Genomic DNA, 22,004 nt, shown 5'->3' on the forward strand with positions numbered 1-22,004 from the left:
AGTCAAGCCGGCATTGCCTTGTTGTCGTTCAAATCAACCAGGCCCTTGATCAGGCGATAGGCCTTCCATAGCCAGGCAATGCCCCACACGGCAAAAGCCAGCGGCATGCCAATCACCGTCAGGAACAGGGCGCCGCCGATGAACATCCACAACAGATACCACCAGAATGAACGAATTTGCCAATTGTGATGGCTATACACGAAACTGTCCGCAGCATCCGAGCGTTTGACATAGTTGATGATCAGGGGGATCCAGGAAAACGCGCCCAGGGAAAACACCAGGCTGGCTGCATGAAACAGGTAAAGCCACCAGGCAAGATTCTTCTCGGAGTGCAATTTGCTATCGAAAACCAATTCTTGAGCCATGACTATCCTTTGCATTTTGTTAAGGGTGAGGCGCTTATTTCAACGGAAATCACGCCAATATGGACAAGATGCCATCCAAACCGACAAAATTCAAGGCCACGCTGGCTTGCGCCCGCACTACGGGCTTGGCGCGGAAGGCTACCGACAGGCCGGCAATTTTCATCATGTTCAAGTCGTTGGCGCCGTCGCCCATGACGATTGCCTGGCTTGGGGCGATATTCAACTCGGTGCAGACGCCCTCTACAGTCAGTTTCTTTTCCTCGGCGTTGACGATGCCGCCGACCACTTTGCCCGTCAGTTTGCCGCCGACGATTTCAAGTACGTTGGAGTGGGCGTAATCGAGTCCCAGGGCGGCTTTCATGCGATCGGTAAAGAAGGTGAAGCCGCCAGATACCAGCAAGGTCTTGATGCCGGCGGCCTTGACTGCTGCCAGCATGTTTTCCGCTCCCGGCGATAATTGCAGCCGTTCGTCAAACACCCGTTGCAATGCCGAAGCATCCAGGCCATTGAGCAAGGCCACGCGCCGGGTCAGGCTTTCGTTGAACTCGATTTCGCCACGCATCGCCGCTTCGGTAATCGCCGAGACTTGCGGCTTCAAGCCTTGCATGTCGGCGATTTCATCGATGCATTCGATGGTGATCAAGGTCGAGTCCATGTCCATGGCCAGCAACTTGAAGTTGCCCAGTTTTGGCACGGAGGGCAGCCACGCGCAGTCGATCCCGGCGCCGTAGCAGGCAGCGTCGATCAGCGTTTTCAGGCTTTCGGAATACGCGACGTCGTCGCAGCGCCATGCGTGGCGGCCGCCGCTGCTTATATCTACAGCGGCAACGCCAGCCAGGTTGGCGATACGGTCAATGGCGTTGCGTTCTGCGCTCAGGCTTTGCAAGATGAGATTCATGTGTCTGTATAGCTTTACGAAAATTTAAATAATTGAAGCAATTGGATAGCAATGCCGCCGGATTCGATCATATTCACATTCATCCCGCCAGAGCCTTGATGGTGGCCTTGACCTGCGTCAGACGCGCCGCCAGGTCGGGCATGTTGACGGTAATCCGCAATTTGTCCTGGCCATTGAGTTTGATATGACGGTTTTTTTGAATCAGTTCGATGATGCGCATTGCATCGATCGGCGGATTCGGCACGAATTGCAGCAGGGCGGAATCGGTATGGGCGTCGATCTTGATGATGCCAATCGATTTGGCGGCAATCCGCAGGCGATGGGTTTCGATCAAGGCTTTGCCGGGATCCGGCAGTTTACCGAAGCGATCGATCAATTCCTCCTGCAGGTCGTCGATCTTGTCTTGCGCGTTGCAATTGGCCAGCCGCTTGTAGATCGACAGTCTTTCATGCACGTCGCCGCAATAATCGCTAGGCAGCAAGGCCGGCACATGCAGATTGATTTCGGTGGTACTCGATAGCGGAGCGGCAAGATCCGGCTCCTTGCCATTCTTCAATGAGCGCACCGCTTCGTTGAGCATGTCGGAATACAGCTGGAAGCCGATCTCTTGCATTTCTCCGGATTGGTTTTCGCCCAGCACCTCGCCGGCGCCGCGGATTTCCAGGTCATGCATGGCCAGGTAGAAGCCGCTGCCCAGCTCTTCCATTTGCTGGATCGCGTCCAGCCGGCGCTGCGCCAGTTTGGTCAAACCCTGGACGTCATGCACCAGCAGGTAGGCGTAAGCCTGGTGATGCGAACGGCCCACCCGGCCGCGCAACTGATGCAGCTGCGCCAGGCCGAACTTGTCGGCACGGTGCATGATGATGGTGTTGGCGGTCGGGACGTCGATACCGGTTTCGATAATGGTGGTGCACAGCAGGATGTTGAAGCGCTGGGCAACGAAGTCGCGCATCACCTTTTCCAGGTCGCGTTCGTGCATCTGGCCGTGGGCGATGGCAATCCGCGCTTCCGGCAACAGCGCTTCCAGCATCGCCTTGCGGTTTTGGATGGTATCGACTTCGTTATGCAGGAAGTAGACCTGGCCGCCACGCTTCAATTCACGCAAACAGGCTTCACGGATGGTCGATTCGCCTTCACTGCGCACGAAAGTCTTGATGGCAAGGCGCTTTTGCGGCGCGGTGGCAATGATGGAGAACTCACGCAAGCCTTCCAGCGCCATCCCCAGCGTGCGCGGGATCGGTGTGGCGGTCAGCGTCAAGACGTCGACTTCGGCCCGCAACGCCTTGAGCGCTTCTTTCTGGCGCACGCCAAACCGGTGTTCTTCATCGATGATCACCAGTCCGAGGCGCGAAAACTTGATGTCGTCGGATAATAATTTGTGGGTGCCGATCACGATATCCAACGTGCCGTCGGCCATGCCTTTGATCGCTTGTGTGACTTCCTTGCCGGAGCGGAAGCGTGACAGTTCGGCGATTTTTACCGGCCAGTCGGCAAAGCGGTCGGCGAAGGTTTGTGCGTGCTGTTCTGCCAGCAAGGTAGTCGGCGCCAGGATCGCGACCTGTTTGCCGCCGAGCACGGCGACAAACGCCGCGCGCAATGCGACCTCGGTCTTGCCGAAGCCGACATCGCCGCAAATCAGCCGGTCCATCGGCTTGCCGCTAGTCATATCCTGGATCACCGCGTTGATCGCCGCGGCCTGATCGACCGTTTCTTCAAAGCCGAAACTTTCAGAGAAAGCCTCGTAATCGTGGGCAGAGTATTCGAATGCATGGCCCTGACGCAAGGCGCGCCGCGCATACAAATTCAATAACTCTGCAGCCGTGTCGCGTACCTGTTGCGCAGCCTTGCGCTTGGCTTTTTCCCATTGTCCGGAACCGAGCGCGTGCAGCGGCGCATCTTCGGGCGAGGCACCGGAGTAGCGCGAAATTACGTGCAATTGCGATACCGGCACGTATAACTTGGTGTCCTTGGCGTATTCCAGGTGCAGGAATTCAGTCTCGCCTTCGCCCAGATCCATGCTGAGCAAACCCATGTAACGGCCGATACCGTGGTTGATATGCACCACCGGATCGCCGATCTTGAGCTCGGACAGGTCGCGCACCATCGATTCGACCTGGGTCGCGCCTTCTTGTTTCTTCTTGCCGATGCGGCGGCCGGAGCCGGCGTACAGTTCGGTTTCCGTGACGAAGATGAACTGCGGTAGCTCAAAGCCGGCGTGCAAGGGCGCCACGCCCAACATCAGTTTCTGGGTTGAGGTGGCGAAATCGGCATAGTCGTCGCACAGCGCCAACGGTAAATCGTATTCGTTGAAATACTGCTGCAAGGTTTCGCGGCGGCCATTCGATTCGGCGCAGATCATCACCCGCCGGTCGCTTTGCAGCAGATAGGCGCGCAGATTGGTCAACGGGTCGTCGATGCGGCGATTGACCGCGATGTTGGGAATCGGCGCCGACAAGTCTGAGGCGGCGTCGCTATGCTGAATCACCCAGCGGCCGTACGGTTTGGCCAGGCTGAAGAAATTCTCGCCGGTCAGGAACAAGGCTTCCGGCGCCAGCAAAGGGCGCTCGCGATCCGATTTCAGGAATTTGTAGCGCGACTGGGTATCGTTCCAGAAGCGTTGGATGGCGCCGTCGATATCGCCGACCAGGGCAAACGTCGCAGTGGCCGGCAGATAATCGAACAAGGTCGCCGTGTCTTCAAAAAACAGCGGCAGATAATATTCGATGCCGGCCGAGGCGATGCCGTTGCCGATGTCCTTGTATATCGCCGAGCGCGACGGGTCGCCTTCGAATACTTCACGCCAGCGGCTACGGAAAGCCGAGCGCGCCGCCTCGTCCATCGGAAATTCGCGGCCCGGCAACAAGCGTACTTCCTTGACCGGATACAGTGAGCGCTGGGTATCGGCGTCGAAGGTGCGTATGGTTTCGATAGCATCGCCGAACAAATCCAGCCGATACGGCAGCACCGAGCCCATCGGGAAAATATCGATCAAGCCGCCGCGCACCGAATACTCGCCGGGCGACATGACCTGGTTGACGTGGCTGTAACCCGCCAGCGTCAGCTGCGATTTCAGGCGCGCTTCATCCAGCGTCTCGCCCTGCTTGAAGAAGAAGGTGTAACCCGCCAGGAAGGATGGTGGCGCCATTCTGACCAAGGCCGTGGTGGCAGGCGCCAGCAACACGTCGCATTGACCGCTCTGGACCTCATACAAGGTCGCCAGCCGCTCGGACACCAGGTCCTGGTGCGGCGAGAAGGCATCGTAGGGCAGGGTTTCCCAGTCCGGCAGCAAATGGCAGCGCAGGCCATTGGGCTCATCGCCGGTGGTTTGGAACCAGGGGATTTCCGTGCGCAGCCGCTGTCCATCGGTGGCGTCGGCCACCACGACCACCAGCATCCGTTGTTGCGACTTGAGCGCCAGCGCAGCCTGCGCCAATGCATAGGCATCGGCCGAGCCGTGCAAAGCCGGCAGCACAAAACGGGCAGCCGGCTTGGGCAGCAATTTTTCCAGATCAAAGGACATTAGGGCCTGTGAAAATGTGACATAAATCTTGGCATACGGCGTGACATACAGCGTGACATACAGCGGCACAAACGATAGTGCAAGCACGGATATGGTCAAAAAAAGCCGCAATACGCCTGATTTGACAGTTAAAATTCAGAGCCGCATTATAAACCACGGGCACAAATGCCGATTTTTGCCGATTCCTACAGCTCAGGACATGGTTTAGCTAATATTGTCTGAAGCATGCAGCCATTTTTTCACCATCATTTTTGCTATGCATCCATGACATTTCCTCAGAATCTTCAGCGAGTCCATTGCGCATGAGTTCCTCACGCTATTTTGCCCTGATTCCCGCTGCCGGCATCGGCGCCCGTCTTGGCGCGGATATTCCCAAACAGTATATGCCCCTGGCTGGCCGGCCGATGTTGGCGCATGTCTTGACGACCTTTGCAGCAGCCAGCGTGATCAGCCATGTTTTTGTGGTGGTTAGCGGCGATGACGGCTATATCGACGAATTGATGGCTGCCGCACCGCATTTGCAGGGGCGGGTTAGCGTGCTGTTTAATGGTGGTCCCAGCCGTCGGGAATCGGTATTGAACGGTTTGCAGGCGATCCGGCCGCTGGTTGGCGATGACGACTGGATCCTGGTGCATGACGCTGCCCGGCCTGGCCTGACCGGCGGCTTGATAGAACATTTGATTGAGACGCTGCAAGATGATCCGGTGGGCGGTTTGCTGGCGCTGCCGGTGGTCGATACCCTGAAGCGTAGCGATCAGCAAGCGCGCGTGCAGCAAACTGTGGAGCGCACTGCATTGTGGGCGGCCCAGACTCCGCAAATGTTTCGCTACAGCTTGCTTTTGCGTGCATTAATGCGGGCATTGGCGTTGGCCGAAGCCGTCACCGATGAAGCCGGTGCGGTTGAATTGCTGGGTCTGCAGCCGCGCCTGGTTGAAGGCAGCCCGCGGAATTTCAAAGTGACACTGCCACACGATGTGGCATTGGCAGAGATGTTTTTAAAGGAAGAATCGTGAATTCAATTGCACTGCATTCAAAGGAGTACGTATGAGCCACCCCGGGTTTCGCATCGGCCAGGGCTACGATTGCCACGCCTTGCAGGCCGGCCGGCCATTGATTATCGGCGGCGTGACGATTCCGCATAAAACCGGCTTGCTGGGACATTCCGACGCCGATGTACTGCTGCATGCGATTATCGACGCCTTGTTTGGCGCGGCAGCCTTGGGTGATATCGGCCGCCATTTCTCCGATACCGATGCGCAATTTGCCGGCGCCGATTCACGGAAATTGCTGCGCGAAGCGGTCAGGCTGATCGGCGCCGCCGGTTACGCTGTCGGCAATATCGATTCCACCATCATTGCGCAAGCGCCGAAAATGGCGCCGCATATTCCATTGATGGTGGCGCAGATTGCCGCCGATTGCGGGATTGCCGTGAATCAGGTTAATGTGAAGGCAAAAACCAATGAGAGACTTGGTTATCTGGGGCGGGAAGAAGGGATCGCAGCGGAGGCTGTAGCTTTGCTGTTTCCTTTGTAGGGTGGGCATGTATGCCCACGCTGAACTCACCCCACGCACATGCCTGTTTCCGTGCCACGAGGGTATGTACTCCGGTTATCGCAGTCCGCGTGGGCATACATGCCCACCCTACGAAACCCGTGTCAGGCTTTTAACTGCAGTTCGATCTGGGTCGCCAGGCCACCGCCTTCGCGGTTGCTGACGCGCAACTTACCGCCGTGTTGCTTGATAATCCGGCTGACGATCGCCAGGCCCAGGCCTGAACCGTTAGCTTGTCCGCGTGCGACATCGAGCCGGGTGAACGGCCGCAGCAGGCGGTCTATCTCGTCTTCCGGCACGCCATCGCCATGATCGGCAATGTTCACGATGACTTTGTCCTGGCGGATATGGCAGCTGACGTCGATCTCGACGCAGTCGTCGCCGTCCTTTTTTCCGTAACGGCGAGAATTCTCCAGCAGGTTATCCAACACGCGCCTGATTTCAGTTTCGTTGCCGGACACATAGACATTGCGTGTGATGCTGGTTTGAATCTTGACATCGGATTGGCGCGTGGCGGTTTGCACCACATTGTCGATCAGCTCGCTGAGATTGATTTTCTCGAAGCTGCTGGTGTCAGTCGGCTTTGCATAGTTCAGGAACTGGCCGATGATGCCGTCCATCTGCGCCAGGTCGGACTGCATGCCGGTGCGCGCGTCATCGGACAGATTTGCCATTTCCACTTCCAGCAGCATACGCGCCAGCGGTGTGCGCAAATCGTGCGAAATGCCGGCCAGGATGATCGCGCGATCCGATTCGATGCGCTGCAAATCGTTGACCATCTGGTTAAAGCTGCGATTGGCTTCTTCAATTTCGGTCGGCCCGGTTTCCGGCAGCGGGTCGGGCCGTATGCCTTTGGCCACCGCGCGCGTGGCTGCGGTGAGACGCGATAGCGGCTGGTTGATCAGGGTCGAAATAAACATCGCGCCCAGCAGCGACAACACCAGTGCCACGCTGGCCCATTGCAGCCATTGAATACCGGAAGTGCGGTCAAGCCGCTCGCTGTCGAGCATCAGCCAGTATTCGTCGCTATCGATCTTGAAGCTGATCCAGAAGCCATCGATATCGTTGACCTTGGATGAAAACCGGGTTTGGTTGCCGAGGCGAGCCCGGACTTCTCTTTCGAGGTCTGGCATCAACGCGTTATCGGGTGGCGGATCGATCTTGTCGCTGTCTTCCAGCGGGTAGATCCGAATGCCTTCATTGCTGGCCAGGTCGAACAATAACTCGCTGCGCAAATCCGGCGCGGAATGGGTGAGGGCGGCCCGGGTAATGGTGACGATGGAGATGATTTGCGCTGCGATTTGTTGCGCGCGCGGACCCCGTTCGACAATCCTGAAGCTGGCGACCCACGTCACCATGCTGACCGTGATCAGAAAGGCGAGCATGAAAAAGGTCCGCCAGAGCAGACCGCTTTTCAGCCAGGCTAGCCGGTTAGTCGTTACCATGCGGCCGCTTGATGCGAGTATTTCTTGGTGGCAATTTTGCGCAAACCGACATCAACGCGGCTGGCCTTCAGGAATGAATACGTAGCCGAGTCCCCATACTGTCTGTATGTAGAGCGGGCTGGCCGGATCGGGCTCGATCAGCTTGCGCAGGCGTGAAATCTGAACGTCCAGGCTGCGGTCGAATACTTCATACTCGCGGCCGCGCGCCAGTTCCATCAATTTTTCACGGGACAGCGGTTGTCGTGCGTGCCGCGCAAATACCTTGAGCACCGAGAATTCGCCGGTGGTGAGCGGGATCGACTCGCCATTTTTTTTCAACGTGCGCGTGCCGAGATCCAGTATGAATTCGCCGAACTCGAAAGTTTGCGGAGTCTCCGACGGTGCGCCCGGCAATTCATCCGGACCTTTGCGTCGCAGCACTGCGCCGATGCGTGCTACCAGTTCACGCGGGTTGAATGGTTTCGGCAGGTAATCGTCGGCGCCCATTTCCAATCCGACGATGCGATCTACATCCTCGCCTTTTGCGGTCAGCATGATGATCGGCGTCTGGTCGCCGGCGCCGCGCAAACGGCGGCAGATCGCCAGGCCGTCTTCGCCCGGCAGCATCAGGTCAAGCACCAGCAGGTCATAGCGTTCGCGTATCCACAGCTTGTTCATCGCCTGGGCGTTCTCCGCCGTGACCACCTGGAAGCCTTGCTCCGTCAGGTAGCGTCGCAGCAGATCGCGCAATCGAATATCGTCGTCGACCACCAGGATTTTATGTTGGTGGGTTGTGCTCGTTTGGTTTTGGGTGTTGATCGTATTCATGGTCATATGGTAACGTCAGAGTGCGCATCAAAAGTACAGTAAATGCCTACGGATTACAAAGTGTTACACACTTTACTAAAAACGTCTTATGCCAATTAATAGAGGAGCTTACACTCAATTTGTGGCGATTAAATCTTAACCGTTATCCAGAATTCACAGAAGAAGTCCATATGATGAAGACGTTTCGGAAAATCAGTGTTTGTTTGTTGTTGCTATCGGCAATGATGGGCGCCTCTGCACGTTCCGACCGAGCGCCGGATGAGCGCGGAGAGCGCCGCGCGCCGCCGCCATCGCAGTATGAGCCGCAGCGCGGCCAGGCGCCTGATCAGCAATGGCAAAATCGTGGGCGTGAGTATGAGCCCAATGATGGCGGGCGTGGCAGGATGTCGCCGGATGACCGGCGCGCCTTGCGCCAGCAAATCGACAGGGCTGGCCGCGATATTTATCCGCAGCGTCGTTGAGATTGAAAAGCAGGAAAAGCCAGAATAAATCAGACACGCCAGCTTGCATGGCATGGCAAACCGAACCGGTGATGAAAATCACCGGTTTTTTGTTGGGCGCTGCATTTTGGGAAAATGAAACGGGGGATGTTGCCGGTGAATCCGGCTTTGGCGGGCAGATGAAAAACGAGAGAAGTAAACCAGAAAGGGGTTGCAAGATTTCTCTTGCAACCCCTCGTAATACTGGTGCGGCTGGCAGGAATCGAACCCACGACCCCTTGGTTCGTAGCCAAGTACTCTATCCAGCTGAGCTACAGCCGCGAAAAACAAAATTATATATTAGCTTTGTTAATTTTGGAAGAGGGAAATATCTAAAAAACTTAATATTTCTTCTCGCTTACAGAGGTAAAACACTTTTTCTGCTTGCTCTCAACCAAGTCCGCTACTATGCCACAGACATTGCACATTGGGAAGCTTTATTTCTAATTTCATTTTATTTTTTCGCCCGATATTTTAATCTTTCTTACTTCTCACGCCGGGTCGCCGCAGATTTCATCGGATGATATAATTAAACAATAATCATTATCATTTGTAATTGATAGAATTCGTAGATTGAGAAAGGTTGATGACATGAATGTGAAATTGCTTGCGGCGGCTGTGCTTGTTTCGTTTGGTTTTGCGGGTGTTGCTTCAGCGGCGGAATATCCGATCGGCAAGCAGCAAATCATGAACGGTCTGGAGATTGCAGCTGTTTACCTGCAGCCGATCAAAATGGAGCCGGAAGGCATGATGCGCAAGGCGGAGCTGTCGGACATCCATGTCGAGGCTGACATTCGTGCAGTGAAAAACAATCCGAACGGCTTTGCCGAAGGCGACTGGATGCCGAACCTGGTCATCTCTTACGAATTCACCAAAGCTGGTTCAACCCAGGTAATCAAAGGCGACATGATGCCGATGGTGGCGAGCGACGGTCCGCATTATGGCGATAACGTCAAACTGGCGGGGCCGGGCAAATATACATTGAAGATGATTATTTCCCCGCCGTCGGCCAATGCCAATGCGCATTTCGGCCGCCATGTAGATAAGGAAACCGGTGTCGGCGCATGGTTCAAGCCGTTCACGGTGGTCAACGAATTCACGTTCGCTGGCGTCGGCAAAAAGGGCGGATATTAATCTGCCATGAAATTCTTATCGGAGAACATGGATATGGTGTCAGGCAAGGTGCGTGGCTTATTCGGTATCAGCCTGTTGGCGGTAGCTGCGATTTCAGCGGCCGCTGATTTGCCGACCTTCAAGCTGGAAATGAAGGATGGCGTGTTGAATCCGGCGCGGATAGCGGTTCCTGCCGGCCAGAAAATAAAAATCGAAATTCACAATCTCGGCCAGTCTGCGGCCGAATTTGAAAGCGTCCAGCTGCGTAAGGAAAAGGTGTTGGCGCCAGGCGCGCAATCTTTCGTGGTGATTGCACCGCTGCAGCCGGGCGAATATAAGTTTTTCGATGATTTTCATACGCAGGCGCAGGGTGTGATTGTTGCCAAGTAAATGTCTCTCTATATATAGAGACGTGCAGTATTTTAGAGATAGTCGTTTTTTTTGCGGGGCAGGAGCGAAGAGTCGCCATGGCATGGCGCATTGCACTGCCCGCAATTGACTGGAGATAAGTGATGGGTCAGATCTTGTTCATCGTCTGGCGCGAAAGCGTCGAGGCGTTGCTGGTAGTCGGTATTTTGCATGCGTGGCTGAAAAATGGCGGCGAAGCTGCTCGCCACGGCCTGCCTTATCTGTGGAGTGGCGTCGGCGTCGGCATTTTGGGAGCGATTGGCCTGGGTGGAGCATTGCTGGGTTTCAGCGAGCTGCTTTCCGGCGATGCCCAGGATTACTTTCAGATCGTCATGGTGATATTGGCCGCCATACTGATTGTGCAAATGGTGTTCTGGATGCGCAAGCATGGCCGCACACTCAAGCGCGAAATGGAAACCTCGCTCAGCGCCAATCTGCAAAACGCCAACTGGTGGGGCGTATTTGCGCTGGCGGCATTGGCGATTGCGCGTGAGGGCAGTGAAACCGTGATATTTCTTTACGGCCTGGGCCTGGCGCAACACGGCGACAGCACGGGAGCGATGGTGCTGGCCGCGGTGCTTGGTTTTGCGCTGGCGTTCCTGACTTTCTATCTGTTGCAGCTCGGTGGTAAAATTTTTTCCTGGCGCCGTTTTTTCCAGGTCACTGAAATTATCTTGCTGTTCCTCGCCGCGGGCTTGCTGCTGACCGGTATCGAACGATTGATGTCGCTCGATATTATTCCGACGCTGATCGATCCGATATGGGATAGTACACGCTTGCTCGACGACACGACTTCCTTTGGCAACCTGGTTTCCACATTGACCGGCTATCGTGCGCAACCCGCACTGATGAGCTTGCTGGTGTATGTGGCATATTGGGTGTGCGTTTTGTTATTTCTCAAGCGAGCCAGGCCGCAGGTAACCCCAGCTAAATAATCTAATGAATACTTGTGCAATTCCTCAAACAAGACTTTCCCGCGTGGCTGACTGGATGCGGGACCATGCGAAACTGATTCGCTGGGTGCAGTGGGGGATTGTGCTGGTGTACGGCTTGCTGATCCTGGTGCCGATCTTTTTGCCGCTGCCGGATGAGACTGCGCATATCTGGTCGAACCTGACATTGATCGCCCAGTTTGCATTCTGGGGCATCTGGTGGCCGTTCGTGCTGATCAGCATGGTGTTGATGGGCCGCGTCTGGTGCGGCGTGCTGTGTCCTGAAGGCGCGCTGACCGAGTTCGCCAGCCGCCATGGCCGCGGAAAAGCTATTCCGCACTGGATGCGCTGGGGCGGCTGGCCGTTCGTGGCATTTGCATTGACAACAGTCTACGGCCAGATGGTGAGCGTCTATCAATATCCTAAAGCTGTACTGCTGGTGCTGGGCGGATCTACCGTCGGCGCCATCATCGTCGGTTATCTGTATGGGCGCGACAAGCGCGTCTGGTGCAAATACCTGTGCCCGGTGAATGGCGTGTTCGGTTTGCTGGCGAAACTGGCGCCGTTCCATTACAAAGTCAACGAAACCGCCTGGCGCGCTTCGTACGGTACGCATAGCCATACGCAAGGCCGCACGGTGATTCCTGTCAATTGCGCGCCGCTGGTGCCGTTGCGGGCCATGAAAGGCGCTGCCGATTGCCATATGTGCGGCCGCTGCAGCGGTCATCGCGATGCGATTGAATTGACCTGGCGTGCGCCGACCGAGGAAATCGTCGAGCACGGCGAGCAGCACAACAATCTGTGGGAAAGCGCCTTGGCGCTGTATGGCCTGATGGGGATCGCGATTGGCGCTTTCCACTGGTCGGCCAGTCCCTGGTTTGTGCAGGTCAAGCAAGCGATCGCCACCTGGCTGATCGAGCGCGACATCATGTGGCCCTTCGATACGCATGCACCGTGGTGGGTGTTTACCAATTATCCGGCGCAGAACGATGTATTCAGCTGGCTCGACGGCGGTTTGGTGATCGCCTATATTCTCACCACCGGCCTGGTGCTGGGTACGGCGCTGACGCTGTTGTTCGCGCTTGGCAGCCGTGCGCTCGGCAACTGGGATCGCAAGCGCTTCAATCATCTGGTGCAAGCCACGATTCCCCTGGCCGGATGCGGTGTGTTCGTCGGTTTGTCGGCTACCACCGTCAGTTTGTTGCGCGGCGAGCATTTGCCGATATTCTGGGCTAACGACTTGCGCGCCATCCTGCTGATCGGCACCAGTTTATGGAGCGTCTGGCTGGCCTGGCGCGTGACCGGCCGCTATACAGCATCGCCTGCACGCCGTTTGGTGAGCATGGCGCCGGTGATTGCCGGTTTGGCCCTGGTCAATTTCGCCTGGCTGTTGATGTTCTGGTTGTGGTGAAAATCCATCGTTTTCGAGACATAACCCAACAATTCTTCGATGCTTGGGTTTTAATGCGTAAAATGAAGGTTGTTATCCCGTCTATCTATCCCGTCCATATTTGGCCAGTCCCGGCGCTTTCCTGATCGCTGAGACGGCTGGCGGCGGGGCAACCCTTCTCAACTTTAGCGCACGTTTCCTCTATCATGGTTCGCCCACGTTTTTTACCTGACAACTTCACGTTGTTATTGGTTACCACGGTTCTTGTCGCCAGCCTGCTGCCCGCCAGGGGCCAGGTTGCGGTTTCCTTCAATCTGATTACCACGCTGGCTATCGGCCTGCTGTTTTTCCTGCATGGCGCCAAGCTTTCGCGTGAGGCGGTGGTGCAGGGGGCGCTGCACTGGCGCTTGCATTTGACGGTGCTGCTTGCCACCTTCGTATTGTTCCCATTGCTCGGGCTGCTGTTCAAACCGGCATTGCTGCCGCTGGTGACGCCCGATCTTTATCTCGGCATCTTGTTCCTGTGTACTTTGCCATCTACCGTGCAATCGTCGATTGCCTTTACTTCGGTTGCCCGCGGCAATGTGCCTGCCGCGGTGTGCAGTGCATCCGCATCCAATCTGCTCGGCATATTCCTGACACCGGTGCTGGTCGGGCTGGTGGTTGTGGCGCATGGCCAAAGCAAGGGTTCCTTCGAGTCCATCATGAATATCGTGATGCAGTTGCTGCTGCCTTTTGTCGCCGGCCAGATCGCGCGCCGCTGGATCAGCAAGTGGCTCGACAAGCACAAGATCATCTTGAAGATGGTAGACCAGGGCTCGATCCTGCTAGTGGTCTACACCGCATTCAGCGAGGCCGTGGTGCAAGGCTTGTGGCAGCAACTGCCGCCGCTGTCCTTGCTCGGTTTGATGGTAGTAGTGACGTCGTTGCTGTTTGCCATGCTGGGTATCGCTACCTTCGCCAGCCGCCGGATGGGCTTCAACAAGGAAGACGAAATCACGATCGTGTTTTGCGGCTCCAAGAAAAGCCTGGCGAGCGGTGTGCCGATGGCGAAGGTGTTGTTTGCCGGGCATACCGTTGGCATGATCGTTTTACCCCTGATGCTGTTCCACCAGATTCAATTGATGGTCTGCGCCGTGCTGGCTAAACGCTATGCCGCCCGTCCGGTCGAGATAGCCGCCGGCGGCCCGCCGCCGGTCTGGTCCGATGTGAGTCCGGAAGATTAAGGAGCCGGGTTAGGCTGGCGCGAGTGGATCAGATCAATCTCGTGCAAGATATCGTCACTCAGCGTCAGGTTGATACTGTTGAGATTGCTTTGCAATTGCTTTAGCGTAGTGGCGCCAATGATAGTGCTGGTGACGAAACCGCGGCTGTTGACGAAAGCCAGCGCCATCTGCGCCGGATCCAGTCCGTGTTTTTGCGCCAGCGCTACATAGTCGCCGATGACCCGGTCGACTTGCGGATTGGTATAGCGGCTGAAACGTTCGAACAAGGTCAGGCGGCCGTCAGCCGGTCGCGCCCCATTCAGGTATTTCCCCGAAAGTACGCCGAACGCCAGCGGCGAATAAGCCAGCAACCCGACCTGCTCACGGAAAGCAAATTCCGAGTGGCCGATTTCAAAAGTGCGGTTGAGCAGGCTGTACGGATTCTGGATGCTGACCACGCGCGGCAAATCAAATTTTTCCGAAGCCCGGAGGAACTGCGCAATACCCCACGGCGTTTCGTTCGAAATGCCTATGTTGCGCACCTTGCCGGCCTTGATGAAGTCCGCCAGGATGGTCAGCGTTTCTTCAATCGGCACCGTATCTTCGTCTGCAATATGACTGTAATTCTGGGTGCCGAAGCTATTCACGCTGCGGTCCGGCCAATGCAACTGGTAGAGATCGACGTAATCCGTCTGCAACCGTTCCAGGCTGCCGTGCAGAGCCTCTGTCAGGCCTTTGCGATCAAAATTATTGATGCCGCCGCGCACGTGGCGCGGGTTGTGCGGCTTGCGCGCCGGTCCGGTAGCCTTGGTGGCGATCATTACTTCGCTGCGCTTGCCGGATTTTTTCAGCCAGCTGCCGACATAGCGTTCGGTTGAACCTTGAGTCTCGGCGCGCGGCGGCACCGGGTACATTTCTGCGGTGTCGATCAGGTTGACGCCATGCGCCAGCGCTAGGTCGATTTGCGCATGCGCTTCTGCTTCGGTATTTTGTTCGCCCCAGGTCATGGTGCCGAGGGTAATCAGGCTGACCTTCAGATTGCTTTGTCCGAGTTCACGATATTGCATTGTTGCTTCCTTTACTGCAGAGGACTAAGAGTATAGCTGGAACGCCGCATTGCTGCAGGCGTTGGCCCTAGGTGGCTGTCGACGTAGCAGGTGGCGTCGGATGGCTCGGCAGATTGGCGGGTGCTGCCGGATTGACCAGCTTATCCAAGCCAAATAAAGCCGGGAACCAACGTATCCACAGCAGCACCACAGCGACCGTGCCGAGGTCGAAAGCGCTATGCGTGAGTTGATAGACTTGCCAGCCGACCGCAACTATCTGCATTTGATTGGCGATGGTGGAGGCAACTCGCGCACCTCGGAACAGGGTAAACGAACGGTGGCTCAGGATGGATTCTGATTCAGAACTGCTGGAAACGGGGGCTGTCATGTGGGAACTGGAATTGGCGCAAGGCCATAATGCCGTTAAGTTAAGCCACGAACGGTATTCTTTAGATGGACCAATGCGGTCACTCCGTCATCCCCGCGAACGCGGGGATCCATGTTGCAGAGTATGGTGGTTAAAATGGATTCCTTCGTTCGCGGGAATGACGTGCCAAGCGCCATAACCGGTAAACTTAACTTAACGGCATTAGCGCAAGGCCATAGAGTATTCCTTTCCAGCAAAAAACGCAGCTATCGTAGGGTGTGGGACGCCTTTGTGCCCACCCTACGACAGGTTTTTTCGCAATGTATTTATTCCGGATGAAATTGATGCGCAAAAGTAAACTCATCGGTACGTGGCTTGTACTTCAGTCCTTTGCGTAGCGCCCAGGTTGCATACTGATGATACGGCGGGATCAATGCGTAATCGTTGAGTGCGACTACGGCGCCTTGGCGGGCAAAATCCTCGCGTTGTTTCTGATCCACCGAGGCCAATGAAGACTGCACCAGCTGGTCCAGTTTCGGATTGGTGTATTTGCCCCAGTTCCATGAGCCCCAGCCGGTGTCGGGATTGGTGGTGCCGAGCAGGGTGCGCAAACCGAAATCACCGGCCAGCGTACCCCAGTCCAGAAGCGCGGCCAATTCTATGGGCGCTTAACTAATTATCAAAACACAATAATTGCTTTTTGTTATGTGTTTTCTTTGTATGGGTAAGGCATGAATATAGAGTAAGATCGCAGATCGAAAATACTGGGTGGAGTAGCGAGATTGCGCAGTCAAAAATGCAACTCTTTCTCCCCGCGCAACTTTTATTTGCGTACCCAGTGTTTTAAATAAATTTATCGGTTATAATGCGACATCGTTTAAGATTCGAGCTAGTAGTGCAGTATTAGTCTGTCATTTCTTTCTTGCTTCAAACGATCTAACGGGCGACAGCCCAACTTAACTGAAATAGGAAATGTAATGGCAACTGGTATCGTAAAGTGGTTCAATGATTCGAAGGGTTTTGGTTTTATTACTCCTGACGAAGGTGGTGAAGATCTGTTCGCGCACTTCTCCGCAATCAATTCTTCCGGCTTCAAGTCGCTGCAAGAGAACCAACGTGTTTCTTTCGAAGTTACTGCTGGCCCAAAGGGTAAGCAAGCTTCGAACATCCAAGCTATCTAATTCATAGCTCACTCAGTTGAAATAAACTGAGCATCGTAAAAATCCCTGGCTTGCCGGGGATTTTTTTCGTCTGTACTTCTCGTCTGCATCAAATGTAAGGACCATGTCTCTACTGAATGTATAACGACTATAAGACCGGAAAGGCAGCCGTTGTCAGGAAGCTGTAAGGGTGGCCTGAAATGCTGAGGCGTCTGCAAAACAGATAACATATATCGCAGTTGCCAGATCACGTTTTACCTAAGAGGGCTGCCCGGTTTCTGTGAATGCCGGCGCTCACCAATATAAAAACATGGAGGAGACGTCATGAACAACATAAGCAAAGCATGTGTGGCAGCGGCACTGATAAGCTGGTCGCTGGCCGCAGGTGCTGCAGAGCCGATTAAAATTGGCGTCACAGGGCCATTTACCGGCGGTTCGGCGCCCATGGGCGTATCGATGCGCGACGGCGTCAAGCTGGCGGTTGCGGATATCAACGCCAAGGGTGGCGTGCTTGGGCGCCAGATACAATTGGTCGAGCGCGATGACGAAGCCAAGAATGAACGCGGCGTCCAGGTTGCGCAAGAACTGATCAACAAGGAAAAAGTGGTTGGCACGGTCGGTTTCATCAACACCGGCGTCGCCCTGGCCTCGCAGCGCTTCTACCAGGACGCCAAGATCCCGGTCATGAATAATGTCGCCACCGGCAGCATTATCACCAGGCAGTTCGTGGCGCCGGATCAAAAAGATAATTACGTATTCCGCACTTCTGCCAACGATACGATCCAGTCGGCGATGATCGTCGACGAAGCGGTGGTCCGTCAAAAACACACCAAGGTCGCCATCCTGGCCGACTCGACCAATTATGGTCAGCTCGGTCGCGAAGATCTGGAGAAGGCCTTGGCTGCCAAGGGCATCAAACCGGTTGCAGTTGAAAAATACAACCTGAAAGATGTCGACATGACTGCCCAGCTGTTGAAGGCCAAGCAGGGCGGTGCCCAGGTGGTGCTGACTTACGGTATCGGCCCGGAACTGGCGCAGATTGCCAACGGCATGGAAAAGCTCAACTGGAAAGTGCCAATCATCGGCAGCTGGACCCTGTCGATGGGTAACTTCATCGACAACGCCGGCAAGAACGGCGATGGCGCGCGCATGCCGCAAACCTTTATCCAGGATGGCAACACAGCCAAGCGCAAGGCCTTCATCGACGCCTACCAAAAAGCCTACAAGATCGACCGCATGCCTTCCGCCGTCTCCGCGGCTCAAGGCTATGACTCGATCTATCTGCTGGCGGCAGCAATCAAGCAAGCCGGCAGCACCGATGGCGTCAAAGTGCGCGAAGCACTGGAAAACCTGAATGGCACCGTGGAAGGCGTGGTGACCAATTACACCAAGCCTTACAGCCATGATGATCACGAAGCGATCAAGCCGAGCATGGTGGTGATCGGTGAAGTCAAGAATGGTCACGTGGTATTTTCCAAGTGACAGGACGCCGGAACGCCGTAGCTTGCGTTCCGGCCAGACATCTGTTTGAACGATAAGGATTCCAGCCTGCGCAGTATGCGGGCTGGATTTATTTCGTCAAACGGTAGTATTGTTTTGCCGCGCCCCGGCTATCGCTGTCTCTTGGATCAATATCATGGAAATTCTGCTGCAACTCGTCTTCAGCGGCATCGCGCTAGGCATGATCTACGCGGTGATCGCTTTCGGTTATCAACTCACGTTCGCCACTTCCGGCACCCTCAATTTCGGCCAGGGCGAGGCGCTGATGCTGGGCGCCCTGGTCGGGCTCAGCCTGGTCGGTAATATCCATGGCGGCCCTTATCTGAATTATTGGCTGATGATTCCGGTGGTGATTGTATTCGGCGCGCTGCAAGGCGTTGTAGTCGAATGGATCGGGGTGCGCCCGGCGCTCAAGATCAAATCGGAATTCGGCTGGATCATGTCGACGATTGCGCTGGCGATCATCTTCAAGAATGTCGCTGAAAACATTTGGGGCAAGGATGACCTGACATTCCCTTCGCCTTTACCGTCTACGCCGTTCCAGGTATTCGGCGCCAATGTCCAGCCGATGCAGGTGGTGGTGGTGCTAGGCGCGCTGGCGATGATGCTGGCGGTCGAACTGTTCAACCGCAAGTCGATTTACGGCAAAGCCGTGGTAGCGACTTCTAACGATCGCGACGCCGCCGGCCTGATGGGTATCAACACCAGCATGGTGATTACTTTTTCCTACGCTTTGTCATCGGCGACCGCCGCCTTTGCCGGCGTGCTGGTAGCGCCGCTGACCCTGACCGGCGCCACCATGGGCACTGCACTGGGCCTGAAAGCCTTTGCGGTAGCGATTATCGGTGGCCTGACTTCGGGCATGGGAGCGATCGTCGGCGGCCTGATACTGGGCATCGCAGAGACACTGACCGGGTTTTATATCTCCACCGGATACAAAGAGGTGCCAGGCTTGGTGCTGTTGCTGCTGGTGCTGGCCATCAAGCCAGCAGGCTTGTTTGGTAAAACAGCAATCAAGAAGGTGTAAATATGAATAAAAAGCTGTTTGCACTGGCGGTAGCCGGCATCTTGTTGCTGCTGGCTTTTCCGCAAGTTATTCCGAATCCGTATTACATCCACCTGGCCGAAACCATCCTGATTTACGCCATTCTGCTGTTCGGGCTGGATATCGTGGTCGGCTATACCGGCCAGGTCTCGCTGGGGCACGCCGGTTTGTTCGGCATCGGTTCTTACACCACCGGCGTGCTGGTGTTCAAGCTCGGCTGGCCATTCCTGATTGCCGCGCCCGCCAGCCTGGCGGTTACTGCCATATTCGGCGCCATCCTGGCCTTGCCTGCATTGCGGGTGACCGGCCCGTATCTGGCCATGGTAACGCTGGCGTTCGGCACCATCATCCAGATCCTGATCAATGAAATGAGCTTCCTGACGGAAGGGCCGATGGGGATCAAGCTGAACAAGCCGGACTTCTTCGGCCATCGGCTCGATGAAGTGGAGTATTTCTACCTGGTTGCCGCGTTGATGGTGTTGTCGCTGATTGTGGTGCACCGGATCGTCAAGTCGCATCTGGGACGTGCCTTCCAGGCGCTGCGCGATAGCCCGATCGCCTCCGACTGCATGGGGGTCTCGGTGTATCGCTACAAAGTGATTGCGTTTGTGATCAGCGCTGCGCTGGCCGGGTTGGCGGGTAGCCTGTATGCCTATTCGGAGGCTTATATTTCACCGAATACCTATAACTTCGAATTGACGATCCTGTTCCTGCTGGCGGTCATCATGGGCGGCCGCAAGAGCCGCACCGGATCGCTGATCGGCGCCTTGATCGTAGTCATGTTGCCGAGCTTGCTGGCAGACATCGAATTATTCCGTCAGATCGCTACCGTCGCCGCAGTAATCGGCGTGCTGGCAAGCGCCTTCCTGTTATGGAAGAAGCGTAAGACCTTGCGCGAGGTGGCGGTGCCGCTGGCGGCGACTGTCGGCATGGCGATTTTTTCGTATCGGCTGGAAAACATTACCGATTGGCGCCTGACGGTATTTGGATTGATGACGCTATTCGTGGTGTATTACCTGCAGGATGGGATTGTCGGCTTCGCGCGCAATTTGTTAGGCATGAGGGCAACCGCAAGCGGCAAGCAGGCCAGCGTGGCGGCGAGTCCAGGACAAGCATGGGCTCCGGCCAGCGGCAGTGTCGCAGTTGGCACTACCTTGTTGAGCGGCCAGAAAATACTGATGCAGTTCGGCGGCCTGAAGGCGCTTAACGAGGTCAACCTGGATATCATCAAAGGCAGCGTGCATGGCTTGATCGGACCGAACGGCTCGGGCAAGAGCACCATGATGAATGTACTAACCGGCATCTACAAACCGACCGCCGGCAAGGTTGTGTTCAATGGCAAGACGATTTCCGGTTCGACACCGTCGGCAATTGCGCTGGGCGGCGTTGCCCGCACTTTCCAGAATGTGCAATTGTTCGGTGAAATGACTGCCACTGAAAACGTGCTGGTCGGCCTGCATCACACTTTCCGCAGCAATATACTGGATGTGATTTTCCATACGCCGCGTTATCGGCGCGAAGAGCAAGCAGCGCGAGTGCGCGCTGCCAGCATCTTGCAATTCGTCGGACTGAGCGAGCTGGCAGCTGAAGAGGCGCGCAATCTGCCCTATGGCAAGCAACGCTTGCTGGAAATCGGCCGGGCACTTGGTTTGAATCCGGAGTTGCTGCTGCTGGACGAACCTGCGGCAGGCTTGACTGCGCCAGACATCAAGGAACTGATCGCGATCATCCAGAAGATCCGGCAGCACGACATTACGATCATTCTGATTGAACATCATATGGATGTAGTCATGTCGATTTCCGATACGGTGACGGTGCTCGATTTCGGCCAGAAAATCGCTGAAGGCAAACCGGCCGCGGTGCAAAGCGACTCCAAGGTGATTGAAGCCTATCTCGGCGGTACTGTCGGCGAAACTACAGATGCAGACGCAGGCAATATCGCCAATGGCGTGCCATCCACATCCAATGCAGCGGGGTCATAAGATGCTCTCGATTTCGAATTTGCATGCCGCGTATGGCAAGGTTGAAGTATTGCATGGCATTTCGCTGGAGGTGCCAAAGGGCAAAGTGGTGACGTTGATCGGCTCCAATGGCGCCGGCAAGACCACCACCATGCGTGCAATCTCAGGCATGATCAAGGCCAAGTCCGGCAGCGTAACTTTGGCCGGCATCGACGTTACCGGATTGGCTTCACATAAAATCGCCCGTGCCGGACTGGCGCATTCGCCTGAGGGGCGGCGTGTGTTTGCCACCATGACTGTGGTCGATAACCTGCTGCTCGGCGCCTTTCCGCGGTTTACCCGGATGCGTCCGCGCGGCGACATCAAGCTCGATCTGGAGCGGGCGCTGGAATTGTTTCCGCGCCTGAAAGAGCGTCAAAGCCAACTGGCCGGCACCTTGTCGGGCGGCGAACAGCAGATGCTGGCGATGGCACGCGCGGTCATGCTCAATCCGGAAGTGATCTTGCTGGACGAGCCGTCGATGGGGCTGGCACCGATCCTGGTGGAAGAAGTGTTCCGCATCATCTCCCGGCTCAAGGAGGAGGGCGTGACCATGCTGCTGGTTGAGCAATTTGCAGCAGCGGCGTTGAATGTCGCGGATTATGGTTATGTGCTGGAGAATGGCCGGATATCGGTGCATGGCCCGGCAGAAAAATTGAAGAACGATCCTGCAGTCAAAGCTGCTTATCTGGGTGGCGGGCAGCATTGAGCGCAGATGCCGGCCGAAGCAGTATGTAAACAAGATACGCAAGTTGCGGCATGCCGGGATACTC

21 protein-coding genes and 1 tRNA gene are annotated in these 22,004 nt (G+C 55.9%); 13 read left to right on the forward strand and 9 right to left on the reverse strand.

Annotation, left to right across the window (positions count from 1 at the left end; translation table 11 throughout):
* Positions 1-2 precede the first annotated feature (2 nt).
* The 3 genes from KHU29_RS02865 to mfd form a co-directional block, all read right to left on the reverse strand.
* A complete protein-coding gene (locus KHU29_RS02865; protein WP_211451196.1) occupies positions 3-365 on the reverse strand; it encodes a DUF4870 family protein in 363 nt (120 codons plus the stop codon).
* A gap of 49 nt (positions 366-414) precedes the next feature.
* Positions 415-1,263, reverse strand: a complete 849-nt coding sequence (serB, locus tag KHU29_RS02870) for a phosphoserine phosphatase SerB (RefSeq protein WP_211451197.1) — start codon at positions 1,261-1,263, stop codon at positions 415-417.
* A 79-nt stretch (positions 1,264-1,342) separates the two neighbouring features.
* Positions 1,343-4,783 (reverse strand): transcription-repair coupling factor, encoded by a 3,441-nt coding sequence (mfd, locus tag KHU29_RS02875; protein ID WP_211451381.1) that lies wholly within the window; start codon positions 4,781-4,783, stop codon positions 1,343-1,345.
* 302 nt (positions 4,784-5,085) lie between these two features.
* On the opposite strand from mfd, the gene ispD reads away from it, so the two are divergent.
* Positions 5,086-5,796: a 2-C-methyl-D-erythritol 4-phosphate cytidylyltransferase gene (gene ispD / locus KHU29_RS02880; protein WP_211451198.1), complete on the forward strand. Its 711-nt coding sequence runs from the start codon at positions 5,086-5,088 to the stop codon at positions 5,794-5,796.
* A gap of 31 nt (positions 5,797-5,827) precedes the next feature.
* Positions 5,828-6,316, forward strand: a complete 489-nt coding sequence (gene ispF, locus KHU29_RS02885; RefSeq protein WP_211451199.1) for a 2-C-methyl-D-erythritol 2,4-cyclodiphosphate synthase — start codon at positions 5,828-5,830, stop codon at positions 6,314-6,316.
* A 122-nt stretch (positions 6,317-6,438) separates the two neighbouring features.
* Here the strand turns inward: ispF and KHU29_RS02890 are convergent, their stop codons facing one another.
* Together KHU29_RS02890 and ompR are read right to left on the reverse strand one after the other, a co-directional pair.
* Complete coding sequence (locus KHU29_RS02890) at positions 6,439-7,719, reverse strand: sensor histidine kinase (protein WP_343216019.1); 1,281 nt, start codon at positions 7,717-7,719, stop codon at positions 6,439-6,441.
* 111 nt (positions 7,720-7,830) lie between these two features.
* Entirely contained in the window at positions 7,831-8,586 is a 756-nt protein-coding gene (gene ompR / locus KHU29_RS02895) for an osmolarity response regulator transcription factor OmpR (protein WP_211451201.1), read from the reverse strand.
* Between the two features lie 170 nt (positions 8,587-8,756).
* On the opposite strand from ompR, the gene KHU29_RS02900 reads away from it, so the two are divergent.
* Complete coding sequence (locus KHU29_RS02900; RefSeq protein WP_211451397.1) at positions 8,757-9,047, forward strand: hypothetical protein; 291 nt, start codon at positions 8,757-8,759, stop codon at positions 9,045-9,047.
* A 223-nt stretch (positions 9,048-9,270) separates the two neighbouring features.
* Here the strand turns inward: KHU29_RS02900 and KHU29_RS02905 are convergent.
* A tRNA-Arg gene (locus KHU29_RS02905) sits at positions 9,271-9,347 on the reverse strand.
* Positions 9,348-9,656: 309 nt separating this feature from the next.
* Between KHU29_RS02905 and KHU29_RS02910 the strand changes: the two genes are divergently transcribed.
* The 5 genes from KHU29_RS02910 (at position 9,657) to KHU29_RS02930 (ending at position 14,134) form a co-directional block, all read left to right on the forward strand.
* The gene (locus tag KHU29_RS02910) at positions 9,657-10,199 is read left to right on the forward strand and encodes an iron transporter (RefSeq protein ID WP_211451202.1); all 543 of its coding nucleotides are present in this window, start codon (positions 9,657-9,659) and stop codon (positions 10,197-10,199) included.
* A 33-nt stretch (positions 10,200-10,232) separates the two neighbouring features.
* Positions 10,233-10,568 (forward strand): cupredoxin domain-containing protein, encoded by a 336-nt coding sequence (locus tag KHU29_RS02915; RefSeq protein WP_211451382.1) that lies wholly within the window; start codon positions 10,233-10,235, stop codon positions 10,566-10,568.
* Positions 10,569-10,690: 122 nt separating this feature from the next.
* On the forward strand, positions 10,691-11,521 hold the full coding sequence (locus tag KHU29_RS02920) for an FTR1 family iron permease (RefSeq protein WP_211451203.1): 831 nt from the start codon (positions 10,691-10,693) through the stop codon (positions 11,519-11,521).
* A gap of 4 nt (positions 11,522-11,525) precedes the next feature.
* The gene (locus tag KHU29_RS02925; protein ID WP_211451204.1) at positions 11,526-12,929 is read left to right on the forward strand and encodes a 4Fe-4S binding protein; all 1,404 of its coding nucleotides are present in this window, start codon (positions 11,526-11,528) and stop codon (positions 12,927-12,929) included.
* Between the two features lie 185 nt (positions 12,930-13,114).
* On the forward strand, positions 13,115-14,134 hold the full coding sequence (locus KHU29_RS02930) for a bile acid:sodium symporter family protein (RefSeq protein WP_211451205.1): 1,020 nt from the start codon (positions 13,115-13,117) through the stop codon (positions 14,132-14,134).
* Here the strand turns inward: KHU29_RS02930 and KHU29_RS02935 are convergent.
* The 3 genes from KHU29_RS02935 to KHU29_RS02945 all read right to left on the reverse strand — a co-directional run bounded on the left by KHU29_RS02935 (position 14,131) and on the right by KHU29_RS02945 (position 16,182).
* Positions 14,131-15,180 carry an NADP(H)-dependent aldo-keto reductase gene (locus KHU29_RS02935; protein ID WP_211451206.1) on the reverse strand — a complete coding sequence of 350 codons (1,050 nt, stop codon included), beginning with the start codon at positions 15,178-15,180 and terminating at the stop codon, positions 14,131-14,133. The two genes, KHU29_RS02930 and KHU29_RS02935, sit on opposite strands and share 4 nt — an antisense overlap.
* 67 nt (positions 15,181-15,247) lie before the next feature.
* Positions 15,248-15,547, reverse strand: a complete 300-nt coding sequence (locus KHU29_RS02940; RefSeq protein WP_425514442.1) for a hypothetical protein — start codon at positions 15,545-15,547, stop codon at positions 15,248-15,250.
* Between the two features lie 305 nt (positions 15,548-15,852).
* Positions 15,853-16,182, reverse strand: a complete 330-nt coding sequence (locus tag KHU29_RS02945; RefSeq protein ID WP_246541425.1) for a hypothetical protein — start codon at positions 16,180-16,182, stop codon at positions 15,853-15,855.
* A 321-nt stretch (positions 16,183-16,503) separates the two neighbouring features.
* On the opposite strand from KHU29_RS02945, the gene KHU29_RS02950 reads away from it, so the two are divergent.
* The 5 genes from KHU29_RS02950 to KHU29_RS02970 all read left to right on the forward strand — a co-directional run bounded on the left by KHU29_RS02950 (position 16,504) and on the right by KHU29_RS02970 (position 21,940).
* The gene (locus KHU29_RS02950) at positions 16,504-16,707 is read left to right on the forward strand and encodes a cold-shock protein (protein ID WP_014005790.1); all 204 of its coding nucleotides are present in this window, start codon (positions 16,504-16,506) and stop codon (positions 16,705-16,707) included.
* Between the two features lie 303 nt (positions 16,708-17,010).
* On the forward strand, positions 17,011-18,168 hold the full coding sequence (locus KHU29_RS02955) for an ABC transporter substrate-binding protein (protein WP_211451207.1): 1,158 nt from the start codon (positions 17,011-17,013) through the stop codon (positions 18,166-18,168).
* Positions 18,169-18,322: 154 nt separating this feature from the next.
* Complete coding sequence (locus tag KHU29_RS02960; RefSeq protein WP_211451208.1) at positions 18,323-19,213, forward strand: branched-chain amino acid ABC transporter permease; 891 nt, start codon at positions 18,323-18,325, stop codon at positions 19,211-19,213.
* Between the two features lie 2 nt (positions 19,214-19,215).
* A complete protein-coding gene (locus tag KHU29_RS02965) occupies positions 19,216-21,213 on the forward strand; it encodes a branched-chain amino acid ABC transporter ATP-binding protein/permease (RefSeq protein ID WP_211451209.1) in 1,998 nt (665 codons plus the stop codon).
* 1 nt (position 21,214) lies between these two features.
* Positions 21,215-21,940 carry an ABC transporter ATP-binding protein gene (locus KHU29_RS02970; protein WP_211451210.1) on the forward strand — a complete coding sequence of 242 codons (726 nt, stop codon included), beginning with the start codon at positions 21,215-21,217 and terminating at the stop codon, positions 21,938-21,940.
* Positions 21,941-22,004 lie beyond the last annotated feature (64 nt).

Source organism: Collimonas antrihumi, from assembly GCF_018304965.1.
GTDB classification, from domain to species: Bacteria; Pseudomonadota; Gammaproteobacteria; order Burkholderiales; family Burkholderiaceae_D; genus Collimonas; species Collimonas antrihumi.